The organism is Candidatus Koribacter versatilis Ellin345, from assembly GCF_000014005.1.
Classification (GTDB): domain Bacteria; phylum Acidobacteriota; class Terriglobia; order Terriglobales; family Acidobacteriaceae; genus Korobacter; species Korobacter versatilis_A.
Genome location: NC_008009.1, coordinates 389,057 through 413,494, shown reverse-complemented (window position 1 = coordinate 413,494; position 24,438 = coordinate 389,057). Strand labels below are relative to the sequence as shown.

Genomic DNA, 24,438 nt, shown 5'->3' with positions numbered 1-24,438 from the left:
CACCTACTCGTAGCGCAATGCCTTCATCGGGTCGATGCCAGCGGCACGCCGTGCCGGCAACGTCGCCGCTGCCACCGCCACCAGCGTCACCAGTAGCACTACCGCAAAAACCGTCAGCGGGTCGTAATGGGACACTCCGTATAACTGCGCCCGCATGAACCGACTGAGCACGATGGATACCGGCAGCGCCACGATAATTCCAGCGCCGGCGAGCCAGAGCACTTCCGTGAGCACCATGCGGACCACGGACATGCGGGTGGCGCCAAGCGCCATGCGTACCCCGATCTCGCGGGTGCGCTGCGCCGTGGAATAAGCGAGGACGCCGTACAATCCGACCGCCGCAAGGATCGCTGCGAGGATGCCGAAACCCGAAGCGAGCAGGGCGATGATGCGCTCGGTATTCACGTCGTCGTCAATCTGTGCATCCATGGTGCGGAAGGTGTCGAGCACCAGCTTCGAATCCACGCCCTGCACTGCGCCGCGGATCTGGCTCATCGCCGATGCGGTCGGCTGCCAGGTGCGCACGTAGTAAGCGAGGAACCCCGGCTGATCGGGCACAAGCACTTCCTTTGCGCCCGGCTTCTTCGGATCGCGCACCCAGTGCTGCATCTGCGATAACGGTGTGAAGAGAGCTTGTTTCACTTCGTCGCGAACGTTGGTGTGCTTCGAATCGCGCACTACGCCGACGATCTGGATGTCGTACTTGGCGTCGTCTCCCGAGCCGCGGGCCAACACTTTGCCAATGGCCTTGTCCGGCGATCCGAAATGCTTCTTTGCCAACGTTTCGTTAATAACAGCGACATTGCCTGAACCGGCGGCGTCGGATTCGGTAAAGTCACGGCCCGTGATCAGCGGAATCTGCATCGCCGAGAAATACCCGGCGCTGACATTCGGCCACTCGGCGTTCATGTCATCGCCTTCCTTCTCAGTTATGCCGGCGATGCTGAAATTGCTCGAGCTATTCGTGTTCGCCAGTTCCGGGTCCGCGGTGGAAGCCACAGCCTGTACGCCGGGCAGGGCTTTCAGGGAGTCGGTGATGCGCTTGTGAAGAACGGCCGTTTGATTGTCTTCATAACCGGCGAGCTGGGGATCGATCTGGAACGTGATCAAGTGTTGGGTGACGAAGCCAACATCCGCCGACTTCAGATTGCCCAAGGTGCGTACGAATAATCCGGCGCCCACGAGAAGAACTAGACTCACGCCGACCTGCACTGCGACCGACAGTCTGCGGAAGCGCAACGCGCCACCCGCGGTGGTGACGGTTTGCTGTTTAAGAGCGGGTATGAGGTTCGGCCGCCAGAACTGGACCGCCGGAGCAATGCTGAATACCAGGCTCACCAGTAGCGCCAGCCCAAAATTGAAGGCCAGCACACGCATATCGGGTGAGGACGAGAACGGCACGTTGCCGTTGGAATCTGCAAAGGCTTTGCGAATAAGCAGCGCTGAGGCCTGTGGAGCAAGGACGATGCCGAGCGCACCGCCGATGAGTCCAAGGATCAAACCTTCACTCAGCAGCTGTTGAATCACGCGAGTACGGCGCGCGCCCATTGCGTAGCGCACCGACATCTCTTTCACGCGAGTCGCCGCGCGAACCAACAACAGCGTCGCAACGTTCACGGCCGCCATCACTGCGACGAGCAACACCATGCCCATCACAATCAGCATCGGCATGCGATATTGGTCGAGGAGCGAGAAGCCGCGCGCTCCGTTGTGAAGATAGAGGTGGCTCTTCGGCCCAAAATTTTCGCGGAACTTGTCGCTCTTGTTGCGAACCTCTTTCAGTTCTTCTTCGCGCGCCGAATGCCAGAGCGAATCCAGGCCTGCCTCTGCCTGCGCCATGGTCATCCCGGGCTTCAGACGGCCAATTATATTGAGCCAAATGGAGCGCCGATTGTCGAGGTCGTTCCACCCGGGCGTCACCTGTTCCTTCATCATCATCGGCGTATAGATCGCTGGAAGGTAGCCGGTCTGCATGCTCTGGAAACCCGGCGCTGAAACGCCGATCACGGTGAATGGGTGGCCGTTGATGAGGACGTTATCGCCGACTACTTTGGGATCGAGCCCGAAGCGCCGCTGCCAATACGAGTAGCTGAGGACAACGAGCGGATTTCCATTCGGCACCACGTCGTCGGCCTGCACAAACAGGCGGCCGGCGGCCGGACGAACACCGAGAACATCGAAGTAGTTGCCACTGACGAGTTCGGCGTTCACGAGCTCTGGCTGGTTGTGCCACTGCAGGCCGACTTGCGAAATATCGGACGCGATCACGCCGTCGAACACAGTGTTGCGATCGCGAATGTCCTTGTACATCGGATACGAGAAGTAAGCGCCCGACGGGCCGCCGTGATTGTTGGTGGAACCAGTGTGCGAGCCTTTGTACTCGAAGACGACAAGACCCTTCGGATCTTTCACCGGCAGATTGCGCAGCAGGACCTGGTCGAAGAGGCTATAGATCGCGGTATTGGCGCCGATGGTGAGAGTCAGCGTGATGATCGCGGTTGCGGCGAAGCCGGGCGACTTCCGCAACTGGCGGAACGCGTAACGCACATCCTGAATAAGGTTCTCGAACATCATGGCTCCTCTACTCGTCGCGCAACGTACGGATGGGATCAAGCTTGGCCGCGCGGCGCGCCGGTAGATAGCTTGCAAACAACACGGTTCCCATCAGCAGGGCGCAGGTGGAAAGCAGCGCCACGGGGTTGAAGACGGAAACTTTGAATAAGAGACTCTCGAACACTTTGCTGAGCGCAAGTCCCGTCCCTAACCCGATGACGAGGCCGGCGACTGCCAGCTGCATGCCGTGACCGAGCACGAGTTTCAGGACATCGCTGCGTTGCGCGCCGAGGGCCATGCGCACACCGAGTTCGCGGGTACGCAGACGGACGGAGTATGCAATTACGCCATACAATCCGACGGCGGAGAGTAGCAGCGCGAGGCCCGCGAATACCGAGAGCAGGACAACGAGGAAACGGCGGCCAATGAGTGAGTCATCGACGCGCTCGTCCATCGCCTTCACGTCATATAGGGCTTGGCTCGGATCGACGTTGCGCACAGCATTGCGAATCGGCCCAACGAGACCCGCGGCCGCGCCGTTCGTTTTCACGGCGATAAAGCTTGAGTCGTTCGGCGCTTGCGCCATTGGGAAGTAGTAGAAGCCTTCGTTGGTGTCGTTCTCCAGCGACGTGGCGCGTGCGTGATGCACGATGCCCACGATCTCGCGCCAGGGATCTTTGTCCGGCGGATCGCCGAAGTTGATGTGCTGACCGATCGGGTCGCTATCGCCGAAGTACTGGCGCGCGAGAACGTCATCAATGATCACGACAAGCTGTGTTTTCGCGCGATCGGCGGAAGTGAAGAAGCGGCCACGCATTAGCGGAATACCGAGAGTCTCGAAATATTCGGGCGATACCGAACGAATGTTTGCGTGTGGCCCGAGCGCGCCGTTCGCTACCGGCTTGCCTTCGATGAAGAACGAAGCGGAACCACCCCCGTTGCTGAACGGGATCGAGTCCACAATCGCGGCGTGCTGCACGCCGGGGATCTGCTTCAACTGCTCTTCAAGCGAGTTGTAGAAGTTGGCCTGCTGTTCGTCGGTCTTGTACGTGGCTTTGGGCAACGTCAAAGCAGCGGTCATTACACCGTGTGGCTGCATGCCGGTCTCAACTTGCTGGATCGTGTTCATGCTGCGTACCAACAATCCCGCGCCGAACAAAAGCAACATCGCGATGGCGATTTCGACAACGACCAGTGCAGAGCGTGTGCGCTGGCGCGCGGGGCTGGCGGAATCAGAGCGGCCACCTTCCTGCAATGCCTGGAACCAGCGAATGTGCGTCATGTGCCACGAGGGCGCAGTTCCGCAAAGCAGTGCGCAGAGCACGCCGATGCCGGCAACGAAGAGGAGCATGCGGGCGTCCATGGGAGCGCTGACAGTGCGACCAATGCTGGGCGGCGCAAGCGCGAGCAACAAGGGGATCGAAAGCTTCGCGACGACCACGCCGAGAAGCGCGCCTGACAATGCCAGCAGCACGCTCTCCGATAAGGCTTGGCGGATCAGTCGTCCGCGTGAGCCGCCGAGTGCGATCTGGATCGAGACTTCACGTTGACGTCCCGAAGCGCGGGCCAACTGCAGACCAGCGATGTTGGCGCAGGCAATCAAAAGCACCAGCGCGACGGCGCCGAGCAGGAACGCCAGGGGCTTCTGCATTTTGCCGGATACGAATTCGATCAGCGGCATTGCGAACTGGTGCCACTGCGCAGACTTCGCATAGTCAGAAAGACGACCGCCGGTTTGGTAAACCTGCTGCGTGCGATGCGTGAGGTACGTGTTGGCATCAGCGAGAGTTTTGCCCTGCCGTAAGCGCGCCACGCCAAACAGATATTCGTTGAAGCGGTAGTTGGGATCGGTATAGCGGCTCGGAGTGAGCGCCAGCGGTGTCCACATTTCGGCGCGGTTCGGCCACGCGAATTCCGGGCCCATCACGCCGACAACTTCATACGATTCCTGGTTGAGCTGGAGCTTTCGGCCAAGAATGTGCGGGTCACCACCAAAACGCTTTTGCCACGCGCTGTAAGCGAGGACAACCTCGTGTTCCGCACCGGGCTGGTCTTCTTCCGGACGGAAGACACGTCCCATCATCGGCTGCGCCCAGAAGACGTCGAACCACTGCCAGGTGACCTTCGCGCCACGCAACAGTTCGGGCGTGCCGCCGCCATCCGGACTGTAGTTGTAGTCCATGCCGTTCATCACGGCCGCGGAGGTAAAGACTTCCTTACCTTCGGAAGCGTCTTCGAAGTCCGGCGGCGAGAGATTAATGTTGCCGAGGTCGCCCTGGTTATAGCCCGCGCGCAGTGCGACCACGCCGTCAGCGTGTGGCACGCCGCTGGGATTCAAGAGGGTCGCATTCATCACCGAGAATACGGCGACGTTGGCTCCGATTCCGAGCGCCAGTGTGAGCACTGCGGTGATCGCGAACACCGGACTTTTCTTCAATTGGCGAAACGAATACCTCAGGTCCTGTGCGAATCCCCGCATGGGCGACCCTCCTCGGCTCGAATTTCCGGTTGGGTTAGTGAATTTCCTGGGTCAATTTCTTGAGCTCTTCTTCCGCGACAACCTTGCCGTCGAAGAGATGAATCTGCCGTTGCGCATGCGCCGCGAAACGCGGATCGTGCGTCACCATGCAGATGGTCGCGCCTTCACGATGCAGGTTCTGGAGCAGTTCCATCACCGCTTCGCCGTTGCGCGAGTCGAGGTTTCCGGTAGGTTCGTCCGCGAGCAGGATGGACGGGTTGCCGGCCAATGCGCGCGCCACAGCCACACGTTGCTGCTGACCGCCGGAGAGCTGCGATGGATAGTGGCGGATGCGGTGCGCCATGCCGACGCGCTCGAGCGCTTCCATCACGCGCTGCTTGCGGTTCGGCGTCGCCATGCCCTGACGATAGGTCAACGGCAGCTCAACGTTCTCATAAACGGTGAGATCGCCGATGAGGTTGAAACTCTGGAAGATGAAGCCGATTTCCTGGTTGCGGATGCGCGACCGGTCGGCGAAATCGAGGTTCTCGACGGGCTTGTTGTTCAGGTAGTACTTGCCGCCGGTGGGGGTGTCGAGCAAGCCGATGATCGAGAGCAGCGTGGACTTTCCGCAGCCCGACGGACCGGACATCGCGACATATTCGCCCTTTTCGATCTCGAGATGCACGCCCGACAATGCATGGGTTTCGATCTCATCGGTGTAGAAAACCTTGGTTAGATCCTGGATCTGGATCAGTGCACGTCCGTTCTCGCTCATCGCCACTCTCCTAAAGAAACTTCAAATCCTGCTTAGTCCAACCGAATCCTGTCGTTTGAATCCCAACGCGACATATCCGAGAGAATCACCGTGTCGCCCGGCTTTAGTCCTTCGATTACCTGGATGGTGTTCACCGAGGTGCGGCCCACTTTCACCGGAACCCGGCTTGCGCCCTTGCCATCCGGATCGAGGCGGAAGAGGCTGATGGTGCTGTTCTCCTGCCCGAATGCCGGACGCCCGACGTATACAGTTTTGTCGAGACGCTCGAGGTCGATAGTTCCATCCACGCTCAAGTCGGGACGCGCGCCCTTCGGAAGGTCGCCAGTGAGTTTTACGTCAACCGTGACGGTTCCGTTCACCACCGCCGGATCTACGCGCATCACGCTGCCCTGCACCACGCCATTGTGGGTATCCACCGAGGCGGGCTCTCCGATTTGGACGTCACGTGCCTGGGTTTCGGGAATTTTCAGCGAAGCCATGAGGCGGTTTGGCTGGACGATCTTTGCGAGTACTGCGCCCGCCAGTACGCGCTGTCCAACTTGCAACGGCATATCAACGAGCAAGCCATCGATGCCGGCGCGGACCTTCAGCTTGTCGAGCTGGCGCTGCTTCAGCTGTGCGAGAGCGCGCATTTGCTCGACCTTGGCCTGCTGCACGGCCATCTGCGAAACAATGGCTTTCTGGTTGATGGTGAGCTTCTGGCCTTCGAGATCGTTGCGGGTGGTGAGCTCGTCCGCTTTGCCCTGCGAAGCCTTATAGGCCAAGCCGGAAATCACGCCGAGATCGTAGAGGGCCTTGTCGGTCGACGCTTGACGTTGCGCCTGGCTGTAATCAGCTCCGACGGTAGCGGCACCGGCCTTCTGCGTCATCAGGTCGGCGTCGAGCTTCACCTTCAGGTTCTGGTACTCGGCTTCGGCGGCCTTGAGCTGCAAATTCGCGTCCACGGCCTCCTGTTCAACCTGGGGATTGCTCATTTCGACGAGCACCGTGTCAGAGTTGACCGGCGAACCTGAGAGCTTCACGATCCGCAGCACGGTGGCGTCGGTTTCGGCGGGAATCAGCCGGACATCTTCTGGAGTCGGGGTGAGCGTCCCGAGGCCGCGCACCTGGCGCAGCATGGGGCCTTCCTTCACCGTGTCAGTCCAGACGGTGCTCCGTTCTACTGACGGCGCAGCGGGTTTGAGCCGGGAGACTCCAAGAGTAATGGCGACAAGTATGACTACGGCGACGCTGCCGATGATGATCTGGCGGCGGCGCTTTTGCTGTTTGAATTCTGGGCGGGCGATATCCATCACGAAAACAGAAGTGCAAGCCGAACGCCATCTCCGGGCCATCTGTAAGCTCATGTAAAAATTGGTAGTTAAAGAGGTGCTTCGAATCGTCTGTAAACCCCCGTGTGTCCCGTGACGGAGAAAAGTGTCCGGAACCGGACAGCGAAAAATGACGCCTGACGCAGCTCTTTTTGGCGACTATCCCCGGCAAAGAAAACCACTCGTGCACTGTTTTTTGTGCACTGTCTCGCGCTCGCGCGGAAGATCGGAGCTTCCCGTGACATAAGTCATATTGCGCAGCTCCGCTCCTCCGTAGATTGGCTTTGCGGCTGGAAAACAGCCAGGAGGACGAAATGGTAGATACGAACAAGACAGTCAGGGACATCGCGGTTGAGCTGCCCTACGCTCCCAAGGTTTTCGAGAAACTCGGAATTGACTTTTGCTGTGGGGGCAAGCGCCCACTTTCTGAAGCCTGTCACGCTAGCGGCATCGCGGTCGGCGAAGTCGTCAATCACCTGGAGAGCGCCGAGAAGGCGATCCAGGAAGGCCGCGAGTCTGCCGCGAAGAATTGGTCCATCAGCACGGTCAGCGAAGTCCTCGACCAGATCCTCAGCCGTCATCACGTTTACGTGCGCGAAGAATCCCCTCGCATCCAGCAACTTTTTGCGAAGGTCGCCTCGAAGCACGGCGAGAACCATCCCGAACTGGTGCAGGCGAAGGAACTGTTTGATGCGCTTGCCGGCGAGCTGATGGTCCACCTGATGAAGGAAGAGCAAATCCTCTTCCCGTACGTGCGACGCATGGAAGAGTCACAGGTTTCCGGCGAGCCGCTGCCGCCCTCCTGCTTCGGCACCGTGCGCAATCCGATCCAGATGATGTTCATGGAGCACGATAGCGCCGGCGAACTGCTGAAGGAAATTCGCAAGCAGACCAATGACCTGAAGGCGCCGCCCGATGCCTGCATCAGCTTCCAGTCGCTCTATCGCGACCTGTTGGCGTTCGAAGCCGACCTGCACCAGCACATTCACCTCGAGAACAACGTGCTCTTCCCGAAGGTCCTGGAAATGGAAGGCGCGGAGTAGATCCACAGAATCTGGTTCGTACCACTGCCCGCACCTTTCGAGGCGAGCGGGATTTAAGGAGGCTGTTCTTATGCAATTTAAGAAGCTCTGGATCGCGCTCGGCTTTGTCCTCGTAGCCAGCTTCGTCGTACTTGGCGGTGTCGGCTACAAGGCCATCAAGAGCGCGCCACCGATACCATCGCAAGTTGTCACCACCGACGGCCGTGTGCTCTTCACTGGCTCGTACATTCAGGACGGGCAGAACGTTTGGCAATCCATCGGAGGCCAGGAAATCGGCACCATTTGGGGCCACGGATCTTACGTCGCTCCTGACTGGACCGCAGACTACCTGCACCGCGAAGCGATGTTCATCCTCGACGGATCGGCGCCGCAGCTAGGCGCGGCGGGCTACGAGGCGCTTCCCGCCGAGCAGAAAGCAGCGTTGCAAGCGCGTTTGCAGACCTCGATGCGCCGCAATACTTACAACACCGAGACCGGCACGATCACAGTTACTCCGGAGCGCGCCGCTGCTTACGATAAGCTTGCGGCCTATTACGGCGATGTCTTCGGCAATGGCCGGGTTCAATATGCGATTCCCCAAGGAGCGCTCGTCGATGTAGCCAAGCAGAAGCAGATGGCCGCATTCTTCTGGTGGACGGCGTGGGCGGCTTCTACCGATCGTCCCGGACAGAACTACTCCTACACGCAGAATTGGCCGCATGAAGAACTGATCGGCAACCGCCCGACCAGTGCGACGATGGTATGGAGCATCATCAGCTTCGTCCTGCTGCTCGGCGGCGTGGGCGCACTTGTGTGGTACTTCGGCTCGAAAAAAGAAAGTGAAGAACACGAGCCCGCTGCTCCGCACCGCGATCCACTACTCGGCCTCCGCGCAACGCCTTCGCAACGCGCAACCGTGAAGTACTTCGTCGTGGTTGGCATCCTTTGGGTGCTGCAAGTTGGGCTCGGCGCCATCACCGCGCATTATGGCGTGGAAGGCACCAGCTTCTTCGGCATCCCGCTGGCGAAAGTCCTGCCTTACACCATCAGCCGCACCTGGCACCTGCAAATCGCCATCTTCTGGATTGCGACCTCGTGGCTTGCGACTGGACTCTTCATCGCACCCGCGGTCGGCGGCAGCGAACCCAAAGGTCAGCGTCTTGGCGTGAACATCCTATTCGTTGCCCTCGTCGCAGTGGTCTTCGGATCACTCGCCGGCGAGTGGCTCGGCATCCAGCAGAAGCTCGGCAACCTGTGGTTCTGGTTCGGCGCGCAAGGTTACGAGTACGTTGACCTCGGGCGGGTCTGGCAGATCCTGCTCTTTGGCGGCCTGGTCTTCTGGCTCTGGCTCATGTATCGCGCGCTCAAACCCGCATTGGCGAAGCGAGATGAGAACTATCCGCTGCTGATGCTCTTCCTCGTGTCCAGCATCGCGATCCCCACGTTCTACGCCGCTGGGCTGATGTATGGACAGCGCAGCCACCTCGTCACCGCTGAATATTGGCGCTGGTGGGTAGTTCACCTCTGGGTAGAAGGCTTCTTTGAAGTGTTCGCCACCGTGGTCATCGCGTTCCTCTTCACCCGCTTGCAACTGTTGCGCGTGAAATCTGCGACGCGTGCGGTGCTGTTCTCGACGGTGATCTTCCTGTCCGGCGGCATAATCGGCACATTCCATCATCTCTACTTCGCAGGCATGCCGACGTCAGTATTGGCGCTCGGCGCGGTGTTCAGTGCGCTGGAAGTTGTGCCGCTGGTGCTGATCGGCTTTGAGGCGTGGGAGAACCTGCGGCTCACTCGTTCGAATACAAATTCACCATGGCTTGGGATGTATAAGTGGCCGGTTTACTTCTTCGTCGCCGTGGCGTTCTGGAATTTCGTCGGCGCCGGACTGTTCGGCTTCATGATCAACCCGCCGGTGGCGTTGTATTACCTACAGGGTCTCAACACCACGCCTGTCCATGGACACACCGCGCTCTTCGGCGTGTACGGGATGCTCGGCCTTGGCCTGATGCTGTTCTGCCTGCGCGCGTTGAAACCCGGCATGCCGTGGAAAGAGAAGCCACTGGCGATTGCGTTCTGGTGCATCAACATCGGCCTGCTGGCGATGGTGCTGCTCAGCGTCCTGCCGGTCGGACTGATTCAGGCTTGGGCGTCGGTGGAAAACGGAACCTGGTACGCACGTAGCGCCGAGTTCCTGAATACACCACTGATGACGACCTTGAAGTGGATGCGCATCCCGGGCGACACGATCTTCGCCGTAGGCGCGTTGTTCCTTGGCTGGTTCATCCTTGGGCTGCTGACGGGACACTCGTACGAGACTGGCGACGTGAAAGCGAAAGTCCGGTTGATGGACGCGCAGGAAGTGGCTGGCGACTAATCTCCTGATTGACTTGGAACACTCAGCCCGCCTGGGAAGGGGCGGGCGTTTTGTCTGAAGAGCTATTCGGGAGCTTGTTCGACGGCCACTAAGAAAGGTTGTGGCGGCAGGTATTTATGAACCTCGATGTAGTGGGGGACGAGGAAAGGCGCAGCATAGGTGACACTATGCAGACTCACCCTGATCTCGCCGTTACTGCTGCGCGGCTTGAGCCACTCCCAGTACGCAGGATCACCAGTCCGGCCTTGCTGATGGACTTCAGCCAACGCGGCGGGAATTTCGCAAAACTCACAAATGTGGAGACCGCGAGTGATCCATGTGGACTTGGCGACAAGCCTTCTTAGCTTCTCAATCAGTGCGGGATCAATTTCGCCCTTTGGAAATGGATACCGCTTGTCGAGCCAGCCCACACTCAACATTCGAGGTTGATCCGCAACTCCATAGCTATAGGGGGTGCAATCCTTGAAGTAGGTCATTCGGATATGTCGAGTTCTACCCCGCTTCTTCGAGCGTTCGCTGCAAGCCCATTGGATCTTTGAGAATGACCGTGCGCCCATCCTGCTCGATCATTCCTTCTTGCTGGAGACGGCTCATGTTGCGCGACACCAATTCGCGCACCGTGCCGATCTGCGCGGCTAGCTCCTGGTTGTGGGCAGGAAGGGTGATGGTAATTCCCTGCTCGGTTTTATTGCCCTCGGTCTTCGCCAAACGCAACAACAGCGCCACCAGTCGATGCCGTACTGTCGTGAACGACAGTTCTTCAATAATTCCGACGAGCCTGCGCAGTCTTCCGCCGACGACGCGGAGAACTTTCAGCGCCATCTCGGGATACTTCATGCAGAGCGCGTGGAAATCTTGTTTGCTGAGGAAGAGCAGGGTGCAGTCGGTGACGGCCACCGCCGACGCGGGATAGCTGCCGCCATCGAACACTGGAAGCTCAGCGACGGAACTGCCGGGGCCATCGATGGAGAGCACCTGCTCGCGTCCGCTGGCTGAACTTTTGAAGATGCGGATGTGGCCGCTCTGCACCACGAACAAGCCGGCGCAGGCGTCGCCCTCGGAGAAGATCATTTCGCCGTTGGGATACTTGCGCGGAACCACGCGCTGCGACAGCTCGTTCCATTCGACATCACTGAGGCCGCTGAAGATCGGTACTTTTCGCAGCACCTGGCCGGGATCTACTTTGTTCTCGCTCATCGGCTGAGATTGTACATTTCGCGGTGCGATGAATGCCCATTATGGATTGGGGCCGCCGTGTTTTCTTCCTCACGCTTTTCAGGAACAGCTAACATCAGAATCCACCCATGCAAGATGACCAGCGGCAGTTTGATTTCGACTTCATCGTCATCGGCTCAGGATTTGGCGGAAGTGTCTCCGCGCTGCGACTCACGGAAAAGGGCTACAAGGTCGCAGTGATGGAGATGGGGCGTCGCTGGACGCCCGACAACCTTCCGAAGACCAATTGGTCGCTCGCGCGCTGGTTCTGGCGACCGGGGCTCGGGCTGCGCGGCTTCTTCAGCATGAGGTTTTTCAGTCGCGTCACAATCTTGCATGGATGCGCGGTGGGCGGCGGCTCCATCACCTATGCCAGCACGCTGCTGCGTGCGCCGGATAAAGTATGGGACAGCGGCACCTGGAAGGGACTGTCGAATTGGAAGTCGGAGATGCCGCGCCACTACGAGACGGCGTCGCGCATGCTCGGTGTTACTCAGAACAAGATCCTCGGGCCCGCCGATCATCTGCTGAAGCAAGTTGCCGTCGCCTCCGGAGCAGGCGAGACGTTTTACCGCACCAACGTCGGCATTTTCCAGGCGCCCGAAGGCGAAGCTGGTGGACTGACCTATGCCGATCCGTACTTCGGTGGCGAAGGTCCAGCGCGCACCACCTGCAACGCCTGTGGTGGCTGCATGATCGGTTGCCGTCACGGCGCGAAGAACACGCTCGATCTTAACTATCTCTACCTCGCTGAGAAGCGCGGTATGAAGATCTTCGCGGAGACGCGTGTGGTGGACGTTCAGCCGCTTGGCGCGGTGGATGGCAGAGAAGGGTACGAAGTCACTACTGAACGCTCGACCTCATTCGTGTTCAAGAACCGGCAACGCTTCACGTGTCGGGGTATTGTGTTCTCGGCATCGTCACTCGGTACGACGGAGCTTCTCTTCCGCCTGAAGACGAAGCATTCGCTGCCAAACATCAGCGATCAGCTCGGCAATCGTGTGCGTACGAATAGCGAATCACTCATCGGAGTGCGGGTGCCGAAATCCGAGCAAGATCTTTCTCGCGGGGTTGCGATCGGTTCGGGCGTTTACATCGACGACCACACGCACATTGAAGCCGTGCGTTATCCCAAAGGTTCCGATGTCATGGGCGGCCTTGCAACCACTCTTACTGCGGGCAAGCCTGGCATTGGACGCATTGCGCTCTGGTTCAAGAACTTGCTGGTCTCATTCTGCACGCATCCGGTGCGCACCGTTCGACTGCTTCAGCCCTTCGGTTTCGCGCGCGAATCCGTCATCCTGCTCTGCATGCAGGCGCTGGAGGGACACATTGATATGCGGTGGAAACGTCCCTGGTATTGGCCTGTTCGCCGCGTGCTCGTCAGCAGCGGACAGCGCATCCCAACCTTCATTCCTGCGGCCAATCAGTTCGCGCAGGTATTCGCCAAGATGGCGGGTGGCACCGCGATGAGTATGTTGCCGGAGATTCTCTTCAATATTCCCGCGACCGCCCATTGCCTCGGTGGCGCTGTAATCGGCGCATCGCCGGTGGACGGCGTGATTGACGCGCGGCACCGCGTCTTTGGCTACACCAATATGTATGTTTGCGATGGCTCTGTCGTTGCCGCAAACCTCGGCGTCAATCCCAGCCTGACGATTACGGCGTTGGCGGAGCGCGCGATGGAGTTCATTCCACTCGCGAGCGCGCATACGTGGACCGATCGCGCTGATTCCATCGAAGTCTCTAAAGCTGTCTAGTTGCGGCGCAAAACAAAAGGCGCGCTCGCGGGCGCGCCTTCTTCGTGCATCAATACAGAGCTACTTCTCTACGTTCTTACCGAAATGGAAGGTTGGGCCGACACCTAAGCGCCAGCTATTGCGACTGTCTTTCAACAGATCGCTGAAGAGATTGCACCAAACGTAGTCCGCGGTGGTGCGGATTCCGTAATGCTTGCTCAAGTTCCAATCGATGCCGCCGCCCACGCCGAAGAAGACGACGGTGTCTTCTTTCTTGCCGCTCGGCGCCAACTGGCTCACGATCAAGGTCTGGATTAAATCTTTCGGCTTGGTTGTCGCGGTCTCATGGATCGCGCCCAAGTTCGGGTGAACGAAGAGAGTGACATTCTTGAAGTGCCGGTAATTGACCGCTGGCCCGGCGGCGAAGGTCCAGGTGTTGCCCTGGTACGGGACATAGAGGGTGTATCCCGGAGGCAATCCGCCGGCAGCCGCGATTTCACCCGACAACTGCTGCTGGAGTGACGGCTTCAGGTACGACGGAAGGATTGAGGTGTTGCCGGTCATGTAGCTGTAGTCCGCACCCAGGGCCAGCCAGCGCTTCCAGTTGTAGGCGACCTGGGTGAGTCCGCCGCGTTGATAAAGGTTCGCCGACGGCGAAGCCATCCACGAGAAGCCAGCGAACGCGTCGAATTTGCCGACATAATCCTGTTGCGCCGACGCGGGAACCGTCAGTACGAAGAATAAGAGCGCCAGCAGAAGCGACAGCGCTCCCGCCATGGAACGATGCCTTGCCATGTAGAACCCTCCAAAAATTTAAGTTGGCCCTCCGCGCTATGCTGCGCGGCTAATGCCTTGTTCTGCTTCCCGCTGCGCGCGACCGCTGCGCGTCGGGCTTGCTGGCGAACATCCTTGTCGAGAGCGTCTCTTCCCAGCGCACACCCAGGCGCCCTCCGTACAACAATGCACTGCACTCCAGCCCGACCCAATCGCGAACGGTGAGCGGCAATCCGAACGTAAACGGTTGCCGTACCCATCGCTTCAAAAGGTACCGCGCTATCGTAAACTCAGTCGTCGCACTGCCGCCGCGAATATCGTCGAGTATCCCATCAAGCGTAAACAGCACCTTCGAGAACATAATCAGCGACGACGGAAACCTTACTCCCACCATCGCTGCCGACTCCAGCAACGACATTGCATCCACTGCGCGCGGCAGCTTCGCGACTGGCAACTCCTCAAAGAATCTCTCTACCACCCTACCGATCGTCTTGGCGTCCCCCGGATGATCGTGCTTATCGCGCTCGCTCAGGTACTGGATCTGCTCGCACGCCGCCGCCGGATTACGGAAAGCCACCGCCCCGAACAATAAGGTTAGACGGCGGCGCTGCTCGCGCGTCAGCCGTTCAGCCAATGCCCAATCCAGAAGTACTAACTCTCCGGTTCGGCGGTTATACAAAAGATTGCCCGCGTGCGGGTCCGCATGGAACAGCGCATACGGGCTGCGAGATAGTAATGGAAATGCCACCAGGGCTTCCACTAGTTGTTTCGACAGTTGCTCCCGCCCCTGCCCGTCCAGGTGCGGCGCCGCCGAAGTGACCTTGACGCCCTCTTCTTCGCTCATGGCGGTCACTCGCGCGGTGCAGAAGTGCGGAATTAGCTGCGGCACGCGCACCCTTCGCACGGCGCTGTACTGCTTCGCCGCTTCCAGCAGTGCTGCCTGCTCGCCGGGAAAATCAACCTCACGTTGAAGGTGTCGGCGGATTTTGCTGAAGGTGTCGGGAATCACTCCGGAAGCAAATCCTTTGTGGGCGCGCTGGCCAAAGTAATCCGCCAGTTCCTGGAGGATCTTCATGTCCTCGGCGAAACAATCGGGAATATGCGGCTTCAGAACCTTCAGCACACCTTTTTCGCGGCGCCTCTCCTCCGCATTCCACCAACTGAAGCGCACCACCGCGCTCACGCTCGCCTCGGAGAGCAGCCTGCGTTCGATTTTCATGTCGAACAGCTCCATGCGCTCGCCGAGTTCGCGATGCAGCACCTCGAGCATGTCCTTCATGCCCACGTCGCGAATGCCGTTCTCCAACTTCGACAACGCCGTTCGCACGGAGTGGCGCAAGTGCCGGTTCCGCGCTAACACCTGTCCCAGCTTTTGAAGCCCGGGGACGCGCGCGATTAACTTCAACAAACGAACCTCGGGAGTGGTCTTCAGCGGAAGCTCGTATTGCTCTATGAGTTTCGGTGCAAGGCGCTCCACCGAGAGCTGCGAGATCACGAACAACATGCATTCCCGCGTCGGACTTCGCCACATCGCATAACGATTCGGCAGCAGCGACTCAACGGGAACAAGCCGATCTACAATCCAGCGGCCAAGTTCTTGCCGCAGAGTCGCCCCCTCGGGCGAGCGCAGCGCCATGGCGACAAGCTGCACCTTCTGCTCCGTGGTCACGCCGTCGGGAAGGAATTGTCCCAATGCAGAGTGCATCGCCTCCGGCGAGAGGTCTTTCAGGTGTTCCGCAAATGTCGCAGCTGCTGCCATCTTCTTATTAAGTGCTCACGTCGCAACCCGACCAACCGCACGCGACGCGTTCCTGATTATCCGCCGCAGGAGCGTCCACACATCAACGCTATCTGCGTCATACCGAATCATTTCCCAGACTGGCACGAACGTGGAGGCGCAATTCTACTTCTTACTCGCGGCGGTCTCCGACTTTTTAATCGCGGCCTCGTGCAAGTCCCAACCCGCCATCGCAATCTGGCAGCCTTCACGCGCCATGCTGACGCTCATGCGCTTCTCAGCTTTTTCGAAGGTCTCTTCTGCTTCCATTCTCTTGGCAATCGCGGCGTCGTGCGCTTCTTTCAGAGACTTCGCCAGCTTCTCGGCATCCGGAGCAATCTTGTCTGTATCCTTACCGCTCAAACTCTCGTAGGCGGTCTTTAGTTCGGCGCTCCATCCCTGTTGCATCTCCAGTTCAACACGGTCGAGAGTTGCGTTGCATGCGTCGGCGGTCTTCCGGACACGTTTCTTTTCGCTCAACCACTTCATTACCGACCAATCCACCGCCGCCTCCGTAAAGAGAGAGCGCGCTTCAACCACTTCCTTGATCTTTTCCATATGAGTGCAGTCTCCTCGGTAAAACAAAGGATTCATTGCATCGCGAGTCCTGCTGGATCGACAAGGACGGACCTCACAATTGGTTCCTAATCGGGAATTTCATATCGGGAAGATGACTGGCGAAGCCACGATGCAAGCTGCTGAACGGCAAGCAGTTGCCACTACGATGGACTGGGCTCGTGTTTCACTATCCCCCGCTGCTTACAGCCCTCGGGGTTCTTTTTGTCCTGGAGTTTTCCATGGAATCTTCGACGCAACGTGAATACCTCTCCTTTGGCGACGCTCTCTTCCTCCATCTCGAACGCGAGGGCATTCCCATCAACATCGCGTCGGTCGCCATCTTCGAAGGCAACATCCGTTTCGAGGAACTTCTGCCTTACGTCGAAGCGAAGCTCTCGCAGGTTCCACGATGCATGCAGCGCGTGGTGGAGCCACCGTTCAACATCGGCCTGCCTTGCCTCGAGTACGACCCCGAGTTCGACTTCCGCAATCACGTACACGAGACCACGTTGAAACATGGTACCGACGCAGAGTTGAAAGAATTTGCCGGGAAGCTCTTCAGCGAGAACCTCGATCGCAACCGGCCTCTGTGGGACTTCTTCCTCGTGCGTGGGCTCAAACGCAACCGCACGGCACTGATCGCCCGGATTCATCACTCCATGGCCGACGGCATGTCGGGCGTCGCGTTCCTCAACGCCTTGATGGACACCAGCCCCGAAGTACCGCACCTTGTGCGCAAGAAACTCGAAGTGCCGGTGAGTCCGCCGCGCGATCCCGCGACGACGCTGCTCGATTCCCTCACAAGTTCGTGGTTCCTGACCGTGCAGCGTTTGCTGAATGCGCAGAGCGACATTCTTACTATGGCTCGACAGATCGTGCGACAGCCCGCACCGGTGAATGGACACGGCGCGGCGACACCGTCGCCCACACATCACGCATCGCTGCCCAACATGGACGATCTCAGCCAGATATTCCCCGAGATCGCCTCCGCTCCGGAGCGCATGCCGTTCAACGTGGTGTGCAAAGGCCCGCAGAATTTTGACTGGTGCGATATCCCATTCGACTCGTTGCGCGCCGTGAAGAACGCCTTCGGTTGCAGCTTCAATGATGTCGCCCTCGCCGCAGTCACGGCGACGTTCGCGAAATACGCGGAGTATCGCGGCGCGGATTTAAATGGTCGGTCCCTCCGCATCGTAGTTCCGGTGAATACCCGTCCACCCGAAGATGATCGAAGCGGCATGGGAAACGAAATTACGTTCGTTCCGGTTGCGGTTCCGCTCGACATTCGCGACCCGAAACAACTCATCGCCGCTGCGCATCAACGCATGACGATGATTAAGCAGGCGAAGATCGCCGAGATGGTCATGCTCGCGGGGGCGCTCATCTCAGCCATTCCGTCACCAGTGCAGGTACTCATCGGGCCGCTTGCGGCACAGCTTCCCCTGACGCTGTGCAATTTGATTTTTACCAATGTTCCCGGGCCGCGGCAAACACTCTACGTGCTCGGACACCGCATGCTGAAGGCCTACCCCTACGTTCCGATCGGCGGCGAGATGGGCGCTAACTGCGCTCTCCTCACCTACGACGGCTACGCCTACTTCGGCTTCTCGTGCGATTCGGTTGCTACGCCGGAACATCACCTGCTTCCGAAGTTCCTGCACGAGACTGTTGCCGAATTCCGAGCCGCGTTCGGGCTTGACGAGGAGATTAAGCCGCGCGTAAACAAACCGCGGGCCGTGAAGAATTCGTCAGCAAAGAAGCGGGTTACAAAGAGAAAGCCGCGCGCGGTAAAGACATCGGCGGAACGCGTCCAGGAAAAACTCGTCGAACTTGAGCGCGAATTTGCGATGGCGAGCGATTAGAATTCCTCTGCCTGCCTCTTCTCGGCAGTCTCGGGTTCTCACATGATTAAACGGCTCCTCGTCCTTTCGCTCTTCTTCGCATTCGCTCTCCCTGTTCTCGCTCAAACCACAGATGCCGACTGGTGGCGTCATGCGGTTATCTACGAGATTTATCCGCGCAGCTTCGGCGATTCCAACGGCGACGGCCTCGGCGATCTCAACGGCATCACCGAGCACCTCGACTACCTCAAGGAACTTGGGGTGGACGGCATCTGGATCTCGCCGTGCTTCCCTTCGCCGCAGGTGGACTTCGGTTATGACGTGAGCGATTACACGGCGATCGCGCCGGAGTATGGCACCATGGCTGACTTCGATCGCCTGATGGCCGAAGCCAAGAAGCGCAATATTCGCGTACTGCTCGACTTCGTGGTGAACCACTCGTCCGACAAGCATCCGTGGTTCATCGAGTCTGCGTCGTCGCGCACCAACCCGAAAGCTGACTGGTACGTTTGGAAGGACGGCATTGGCGCCGATAAGAAGCAGGTGCCGACTAATTGGATCTCGCTCTTTGGACACTCGGCGTGGGAGTGGGACTCGAAACGCAATCAGTTCTACTACCACATGTTCGCCAAGGAACAGCCGGACCTGAACTGGCGCAATCCGGAAGTGCAGAAGGCAATGTACGGTGCGATGCGCTTCTGGATGGACAAAGGCGTCAGCGGCTTCCGCCTCGACGCCGTGGACACGCTCTTCGAAGATCCCAATCTGCACGACGACCCCATTCTTCCCGGTAAAAAGAATGCGTATGGCGATCAGGACGTCGAGCACAAATATACGCAGGACCTGCCGGAGACCCATGATGTTTATCGCGCAATGCGCCATGTAACGAACCAATATCCCGGCGGCGTGCTCGTGGGCGAGGTTTATTTCGATACCGCCGCGCAGATGGCGACGATCTATGGCAAGAACAACGATGAGATCAATCTCCCGATGGCGACGCAACTCGGCTTCACCAATAAGCGCGATGTATCGGAGATCCGGCGCAAACTCGATGACCTGATGACGTTGCCTGCGACCCAGACCGCGCTCATGGTTTTCGATAACCACGACAACGCGCGCAGCTGGGACCGCTATGGCAACGGGCTGAACGATGCACAGCGCGCGCAATTTGCGAAGGTTGTCGCCGCCACTCTGCTGACACCGCGCGGCAGCGCGCTGATGTACTACGGCCAGGAGATCGGCATGAAGACCACAACGCCGACGCGCCGAGAAGAGGTGAAAGACCCCATCGGCCGCACTGGATGGCCCAAAGAAAAAGGCCGTGACGGCGAGCGCACACCGATGCAGTGGAGCAACGCGAAAGACGCGGGCTTCAGCAGTTCGGATCATCCTTGGCTGCCGGTGCCGCCCACCTTCAAGCAGGTCAATGTCGCCGCAGAAGACAAAGACCCGAACTCAGTCCTGAACTTCTATCGCGCGATGCTGAAACTCCGGCGCGAAAATCCGGTGTTTCGCGATGGTGACTACAAGGGCGTAAATGAGAACAACAGCAATGTTCTTGCCTTCACACGTACCTCACCCCAAGGCACCGTGCTCGTGGTGTTGAACTACAGCGACAAAGCACAGACGGCCGACTACTCGCAATCGGGCAAGGAAGCCAGAACATTGTTAAGCACGTTTTCGAAATCCGACGGCGCGCAGAAACTGAACGCGCTTACGGTTCCGGCCTTCGGTGTCTTCATCGGCCAAGTTCAATAAACGGACCAGGGCAGGCAAAACCCCGTCTACGGACGGGGTTTTCGTTTGGACTCCTAATCTCTCCACGGGATCGTGCCGATAGAGCGGGGGAGACCGCCGAGTTTCGTCACGTCGCGGTGTGAGGCAGGTCACAGCGCGAGGGCGGTTTCAGGATGAAAATGAAAATCGTTTTCAATTTCATACCGAGGCCCTAATGACTCGCCTTCTCTCCGCCTTCTTCCTTCTCATCACCGCTGCACTCGCACAGGTCGGCCCCATCCAGGACAACAGCTTCCTCGCTGAGGAGGCCTACAACCAGGAACCCGGTGTCGTTCAGCACATCAGCACCTTTACCCACCAGTCGGATGGCACCTGGGCATACACCTTCACACAAGAATGGCCCGTGCCCGATCATTGGCGCAATCAGCTCAGCTACACGTCGTCGGCCCTTGGCGCCAGTGGAAACGCTGGAATGGGCTGGGGCGACACCTTGATCAACTACCGCTACCAGCTCATTGGGAGCGGCGAAACCCGCGTGGCATTTGCCCCGCGCGCTTCCCTGATTCTTCCGTCGGGATCCAGCTACTGGTCACGTGGCTTTGGCGGCACTGGCGCGCAGTTCGCATTACCGCTCAGCGTTGTGCTGACGAAGAACGTCGTTTCCCACTGGGACCTGGGCGTGTCGATCATTCCGCACGCCACCGACGCGGCGGGAGATCACGGCACGTTGCGTCCGTGGTATGCGGCGCATAGTTTTGTGTGGCTCGTAAAGCCGCGCTTCAACGCCCTGGTTGAGACGGCTTACTTCAACAACGAGACCGTCGTCTCCGCACGCCGGACGTCGCACAGCGGGCAGCTGTTTGTCAGCCCGGGAGTGCGCTGGGCCTACAACTTATCGCATGGATTGCAGATCGTGCCGGGCGTCGGCGTACCCATCGGAGCCGGCCCGAGCAGCGGACAAGCGGGTGTCCTGCTGTATCTCAGCTTTGAACACCCGCTTTGGAAAGAGAGCGAGAAATAGCTGACAGCGAGAGCCTCAGTGCGTGGTTGTGAGGCGGTCCACCGCCGCTTCAAGCCTTGCCAGTCTCGCGGACAACTCGTCCATGTGCTGCTGTTGCGACTTTAACTGCTTCTGCTGGGTCGCAATCACTCGCTCCTGCGCAGCAATCACAGCGTGGTCTTTCTGCACGGCATTGAGCATCAGGGGCGCCAGAAACTGATATTTCACCGTGAAAGGCCGACCCTCTTTGTCATTGATGACCATGTCGGGATAGATTTTTGCCACTTCTTCCGCGATTAGGCCGAACTGTTTCTCATGGGCACCGCCGTCATATTCGGGCTTATAGAAGAACGTCACGGGACGCAACTGGAAGAGCTTCCTTGAGTCGCCTATGTCCGCGATCTGCTCTTTGAAGCGCCGTGAAGAAGTGGGAATACCGAGCTTTCCATTCGAACCGATGACTACGCTCGCCGAGCTCGGTCCGGGCGACTCACTATAGATTCCCGCGATATAGGTCGCGGTCTGCGCACTTCCAATGCGGATCGTGCTGTCTTCGCTACAGGATGAGGTGCCGCACCCCGCCGATCCGATGTAGATATCGCTATTTCCGCTCGTGTTGTAGAAACCAGCCTCGAAGCCAAGGAAAACGTTGGCATCGCCCGCACCGAGTTGGAATCCTGCGAGGCTGCCGAGGATCGTATTTTGGTTGCCGGCCCCGTTGGTGGCCACCGCCGATCCGATGAGGGTATTGCTATGCGTCGTACTACTGTTGCTGCTCACTCCTGATCCGATGAATGTATTGCTATAGCCGGTGGTGTTGTTCATGCCGGTCCCGGGGCCAATGAACACATTGTTCTGCTGGTTGCCGTCATGCACCTCGGCGTCGCCGGCGCCCCAACCAATGAAGAGGTTGTAGTCGTTCACCGTTTGGCCGACGCCGAGAATACCCAAGCCATTGATCATGTATGGCTTACGAGCAACCGTGCTGGATGTATTCATCAACAGCCCCGACACCGTCGCAGCAGCCGTCGTGTTGCCCGCGTTGTCTACGCTGAAGACCTCGGTATTGCTCGCGCCTGACTGGCCGCTGAGCAGTTTGCCCGAAGCTGCCGTGTTCTGGAAGACCGCGGCGATGCCATTCGTGCTCGCCACCGACGCCAGCATTCCCTTGGTCGTACCGGTGGTGGATGTCGCGGTGCCGTAGATTGCCACGCCGCTGGTGGAGGCACTCGATCCACGGAATCCGATCGCGGTGCCAGTGGTAGCGGTGTTCTGGCCGAACACTCCGTAGCCGCTCGGTGCCGACGAGATGCCTTTCACGCCAGTGCTCGATCCGCTGGTGCCGTTCGCGGTGCCATACACCGCAATGCCGTTGCCCGAAGTCGTGGATCCACGCACACCAACCGCTGTGCCAGTCGCGGAAGTGTTCGAGCCAAAGACGCCGTAGCCTGATGCGCCGGAGGTCGCGCCCTGCACGCCGGCACCAGCCGCAGCGATCGCCACCAGTCCCGAGCCGATTCCGCTCTGCACCACCTGCACGACTTGCGTTGTGTTGGTGTCCGCGAAGTTCGTGGCCGGGTTCGGCGCGTTCGTGGTCGCGTCCTTCTTCGTGGTCTTCCTGGTCGGTGCCTGTTGCTGGAGTTCCTGCTTTACGGCCGTAGTCAGCTTGTCGCTGGTGACGAAATCGGTCGCCGCGTGGCCAGCTAGCGTCTGCGCCTCCAGAGCTTTCACCGCATAGGGAACGCTGACCAGCAGCACGCGCTGTTCCGGCTGACCCGTGATGTGGATGGCGAGCCACTGCGCTTCACCGGAGGTGAACAGGTCGATAGGAATCGCCTTGGCAGCGCCGAGCAGAACCGTGTAGTGACCGCTCTCGTCGGCGCGAACGTTCTGCGATTCCGTCCACAGCGCGGCGTTGTCATCTTGCGTCTTGTGCAAGGTAAAGGTAATCCCGACGGTCCCGCTCGCGCCTTTTACCTGGCCGGAAAAGCGGATCATGCTTGGAACGCTTACTTGCGGCGTGGTCGAGGTCGAGTTTGGCTGCTGCGCGAACGCAAGCGTGGTGAAGGCGAACATCAGGCAGACAGTGGCAAGCCACGGTTTCATAGGAGTCTCCGAGAAGCGGATATGCGGGGAATTGGCACAACAAGGGACCGGGGCCGAGGAAGGGGAACTTCCGACAAAAGTGGGGAGAGTTTAGCCCAGAGGTGGGTTGGCACTCAACGAAATGTTGGAAAGGCTTAGTTGTGCTTTACGAACTCGCCTGATTTGCCGCTGAGGTCGTCGTAGATGGTCTCGATCCACGTATCGGCGTGGATGAACTTGTCCTTTCCATCGAAGGACGACCATTTCTCCAGGATCTTCTGCTGCTTCATCTGGTCGAGGGTCAGGCCTTTGGACATCGCGTCCTGCACGGCGGCGAGCGTTTCTTTCAACATTTGTTGGAAGTCGCGGACTTCTTTGGATGTCGAGAGGGGGCCGTGGCCGGGGATGAACTTGGCGTCGGGTGGTACCTGCGAGAGGACTTTGTCGATGGCATCGATCATGCCGCGAACGCTGCCCCCGCTGTTGATGTCGACGAACGGGAAGCCGTAGGTCACGAAGTCGTCGCCCATGTGAACTACGTTCGACTTGGGGAAGAAGATGACGCTATCGCCGTCGGTGTGGCCACTGGGCACGTGCAGTGCACGGATGTCTTCGCCGTTGAGGTGCACGGTCATCTGGTGATCGAAGGTGAGGATCGGCAATGCGCCAGGCTCGACCGGCTTGTGCTCGTTCTTCATCGCACCAACGCCGCCGACGCCACCTTCTTCGAGACGCTTGCGCACGTTGTCCTGCGCGATGATCGGCGCTTCCTTCTGGAAGGCGAGGTTTCCGCCGGTGTGGTCGCCGTGGTAGTGGGTGTTGATGACGAAGCGTACCGGCTTGTCGGTGATGCCCTTGAGCGCGGCGCGGATCTTGTCGGCCAGCGGGGCGAACTGGTCGTCCACGATGACGATGCCGTCGTCACCGATGGAGACGCCGATGTTGCCGCCTGCGCCTTGGAGCATGTAAACCGAGCCAGCGACCTTCTCGACTTTAATTTGTACTTTGGAGAAGTCATTGTCCTGGGCCACGCCGAACGCTGCCAGGGAAAGCACACCCACACCGCACAAGAGCCAATTTCGCATCGCTTGCCTCGCTGAAATTTCCGTGGCGATCAATGTACTCCACACGCTTTCGGGAAGGCACCCCTCCACCTCGGAAAACTGCAAAATCTTGAAAACGCGAGACTTAGCAATTGAATAGTGCGCAAAATA

At 59.0% G+C, this 24,438-nt stretch carries 17 protein-coding genes; 6 read left to right on the top strand and 11 right to left on the bottom strand.

Annotated features, from left to right (window positions below; translation table 11 throughout):
• Nucleotides 1-3 precede the first annotated feature (3 nt).
• Genes ACID345_RS01895 through ACID345_RS01880 form a run of 4 tightly spaced genes read right to left on the bottom strand, consistent with a single transcriptional unit; the run spans nt 4 to nt 7,081 of the window.
• The gene (locus ACID345_RS01895; RefSeq protein WP_228370720.1) at nt 4-2,574 is read right to left on the bottom strand and encodes an ABC transporter permease; all 2,571 of its coding nucleotides are present in this window, start codon (nt 2,572-2,574) and stop codon (nt 4-6) included.
• 7 nt (nt 2,575-2,581) lie between these two features.
• Nucleotides 2,582-5,032, bottom strand: coding sequence for an ABC transporter permease (locus tag ACID345_RS01890; protein ID WP_011521175.1), 2,451 nt, complete (start codon nt 5,030-5,032; stop codon nt 2,582-2,584).
• 34 nt (nt 5,033-5,066) lie between these two features.
• Nucleotides 5,067-5,789, bottom strand: coding sequence for an ABC transporter ATP-binding protein (locus ACID345_RS01885; RefSeq protein ID WP_011521174.1), 723 nt, complete (start codon nt 5,787-5,789; stop codon nt 5,067-5,069).
• A 32-nt stretch (nt 5,790-5,821) separates the two neighbouring features.
• Entirely contained in the window at nt 5,822-7,081 is a 1,260-nt protein-coding gene (locus ACID345_RS01880) for an efflux RND transporter periplasmic adaptor subunit (protein ID WP_041855345.1), read from the bottom strand.
• A gap of 332 nt (nt 7,082-7,413) precedes the next feature.
• Between ACID345_RS01880 and ric the strand changes: the two genes are divergently transcribed.
• Both ric and ACID345_RS01870 read left to right on the top strand, forming a co-directional pair.
• Nucleotides 7,414-8,142: an iron-sulfur cluster repair di-iron protein gene (ric, locus tag ACID345_RS01875; protein WP_011521172.1), complete on the top strand. Its 729-nt coding sequence runs from the start codon at nt 7,414-7,416 to the stop codon at nt 8,140-8,142.
• A 70-nt stretch (nt 8,143-8,212) separates the two neighbouring features.
• Nucleotides 8,213-10,498, top strand: coding sequence for a nitric-oxide reductase large subunit (locus ACID345_RS01870; RefSeq protein ID WP_011521171.1), 2,286 nt, complete (start codon nt 8,213-8,215; stop codon nt 10,496-10,498).
• Nucleotides 10,499-10,560: 62 nt separating this feature from the next.
• Here ACID345_RS01870 and ACID345_RS01865 read toward each other — a convergent pair whose 3' ends face one another.
• Nucleotides 10,561-10,974, bottom strand: coding sequence for a hypothetical protein (locus tag ACID345_RS01865; RefSeq protein ID WP_011521170.1), 414 nt, complete (start codon nt 10,972-10,974; stop codon nt 10,561-10,563).
• A 16-nt stretch (nt 10,975-10,990) separates the two neighbouring features.
• A complete protein-coding gene (locus ACID345_RS01860) occupies nt 10,991-11,695 on the bottom strand; it encodes a Crp/Fnr family transcriptional regulator (protein ID WP_011521169.1) in 705 nt (234 codons plus the stop codon).
• Between the two features lie 107 nt (nt 11,696-11,802).
• On the opposite strand from ACID345_RS01860, the gene ACID345_RS01855 reads away from it, so the two are divergent.
• Nucleotides 11,803-13,473 (top strand): GMC family oxidoreductase, encoded by a 1,671-nt coding sequence (locus ACID345_RS01855; RefSeq protein ID WP_011521168.1) that lies wholly within the window; start codon nt 11,803-11,805, stop codon nt 13,471-13,473.
• 60 nt (nt 13,474-13,533) lie between these two features.
• Here ACID345_RS01855 and ACID345_RS01850 read toward each other — a convergent pair whose 3' ends face one another.
• The 3 genes from ACID345_RS01850 to ACID345_RS01840 form a co-directional block, all read right to left on the bottom strand.
• Nucleotides 13,534-14,247, bottom strand: a complete 714-nt coding sequence (locus ACID345_RS01850; RefSeq protein ID WP_011521167.1) for an outer membrane beta-barrel protein — start codon at nt 14,245-14,247, stop codon at nt 13,534-13,536.
• A gap of 49 nt (nt 14,248-14,296) precedes the next feature.
• Nucleotides 14,297-15,985, bottom strand: a complete 1,689-nt coding sequence (locus ACID345_RS01845; protein WP_011521166.1) for an AarF/UbiB family protein — start codon at nt 15,983-15,985, stop codon at nt 14,297-14,299.
• A 144-nt stretch (nt 15,986-16,129) separates the two neighbouring features.
• Nucleotides 16,130-16,561, bottom strand: coding sequence for a hypothetical protein (locus ACID345_RS01840; RefSeq protein ID WP_041855343.1), 432 nt, complete (start codon nt 16,559-16,561; stop codon nt 16,130-16,132).
• Between the two features lie 239 nt (nt 16,562-16,800).
• On the opposite strand from ACID345_RS01840, the gene ACID345_RS01835 reads away from it, so the two are divergent.
• From ACID345_RS01835 to ACID345_RS01825, 3 genes are all read left to right on the top strand, one after another.
• Entirely contained in the window at nt 16,801-18,423 is a 1,623-nt protein-coding gene (locus tag ACID345_RS01835; protein ID WP_011521164.1) for a wax ester/triacylglycerol synthase domain-containing protein, read from the top strand.
• 42 nt (nt 18,424-18,465) lie between these two features.
• Nucleotides 18,466-20,160, top strand: coding sequence for a glycoside hydrolase family 13 protein (locus ACID345_RS01830; protein WP_011521163.1), 1,695 nt, complete (start codon nt 18,466-18,468; stop codon nt 20,158-20,160).
• Between the two features lie 193 nt (nt 20,161-20,353).
• On the top strand, nt 20,354-21,160 hold the full coding sequence (locus tag ACID345_RS01825) for a hypothetical protein (RefSeq protein WP_011521162.1): 807 nt from the start codon (nt 20,354-20,356) through the stop codon (nt 21,158-21,160).
• A gap of 15 nt (nt 21,161-21,175) precedes the next feature.
• Here ACID345_RS01825 and ACID345_RS01820 read toward each other — a convergent pair whose 3' ends face one another.
• Entirely contained in the window at nt 21,176-23,245 is a 2,070-nt protein-coding gene (locus tag ACID345_RS01820) for a tail fiber domain-containing protein (protein ID WP_011521161.1), read from the bottom strand.
• Nucleotides 23,246-23,379: 134 nt separating this feature from the next.
• Entirely contained in the window at nt 23,380-24,309 is a 930-nt protein-coding gene (locus ACID345_RS01805) for an MBL fold metallo-hydrolase (RefSeq protein ID WP_011521160.1), read from the bottom strand.
• Nucleotides 24,310-24,438 lie beyond the last annotated feature (129 nt).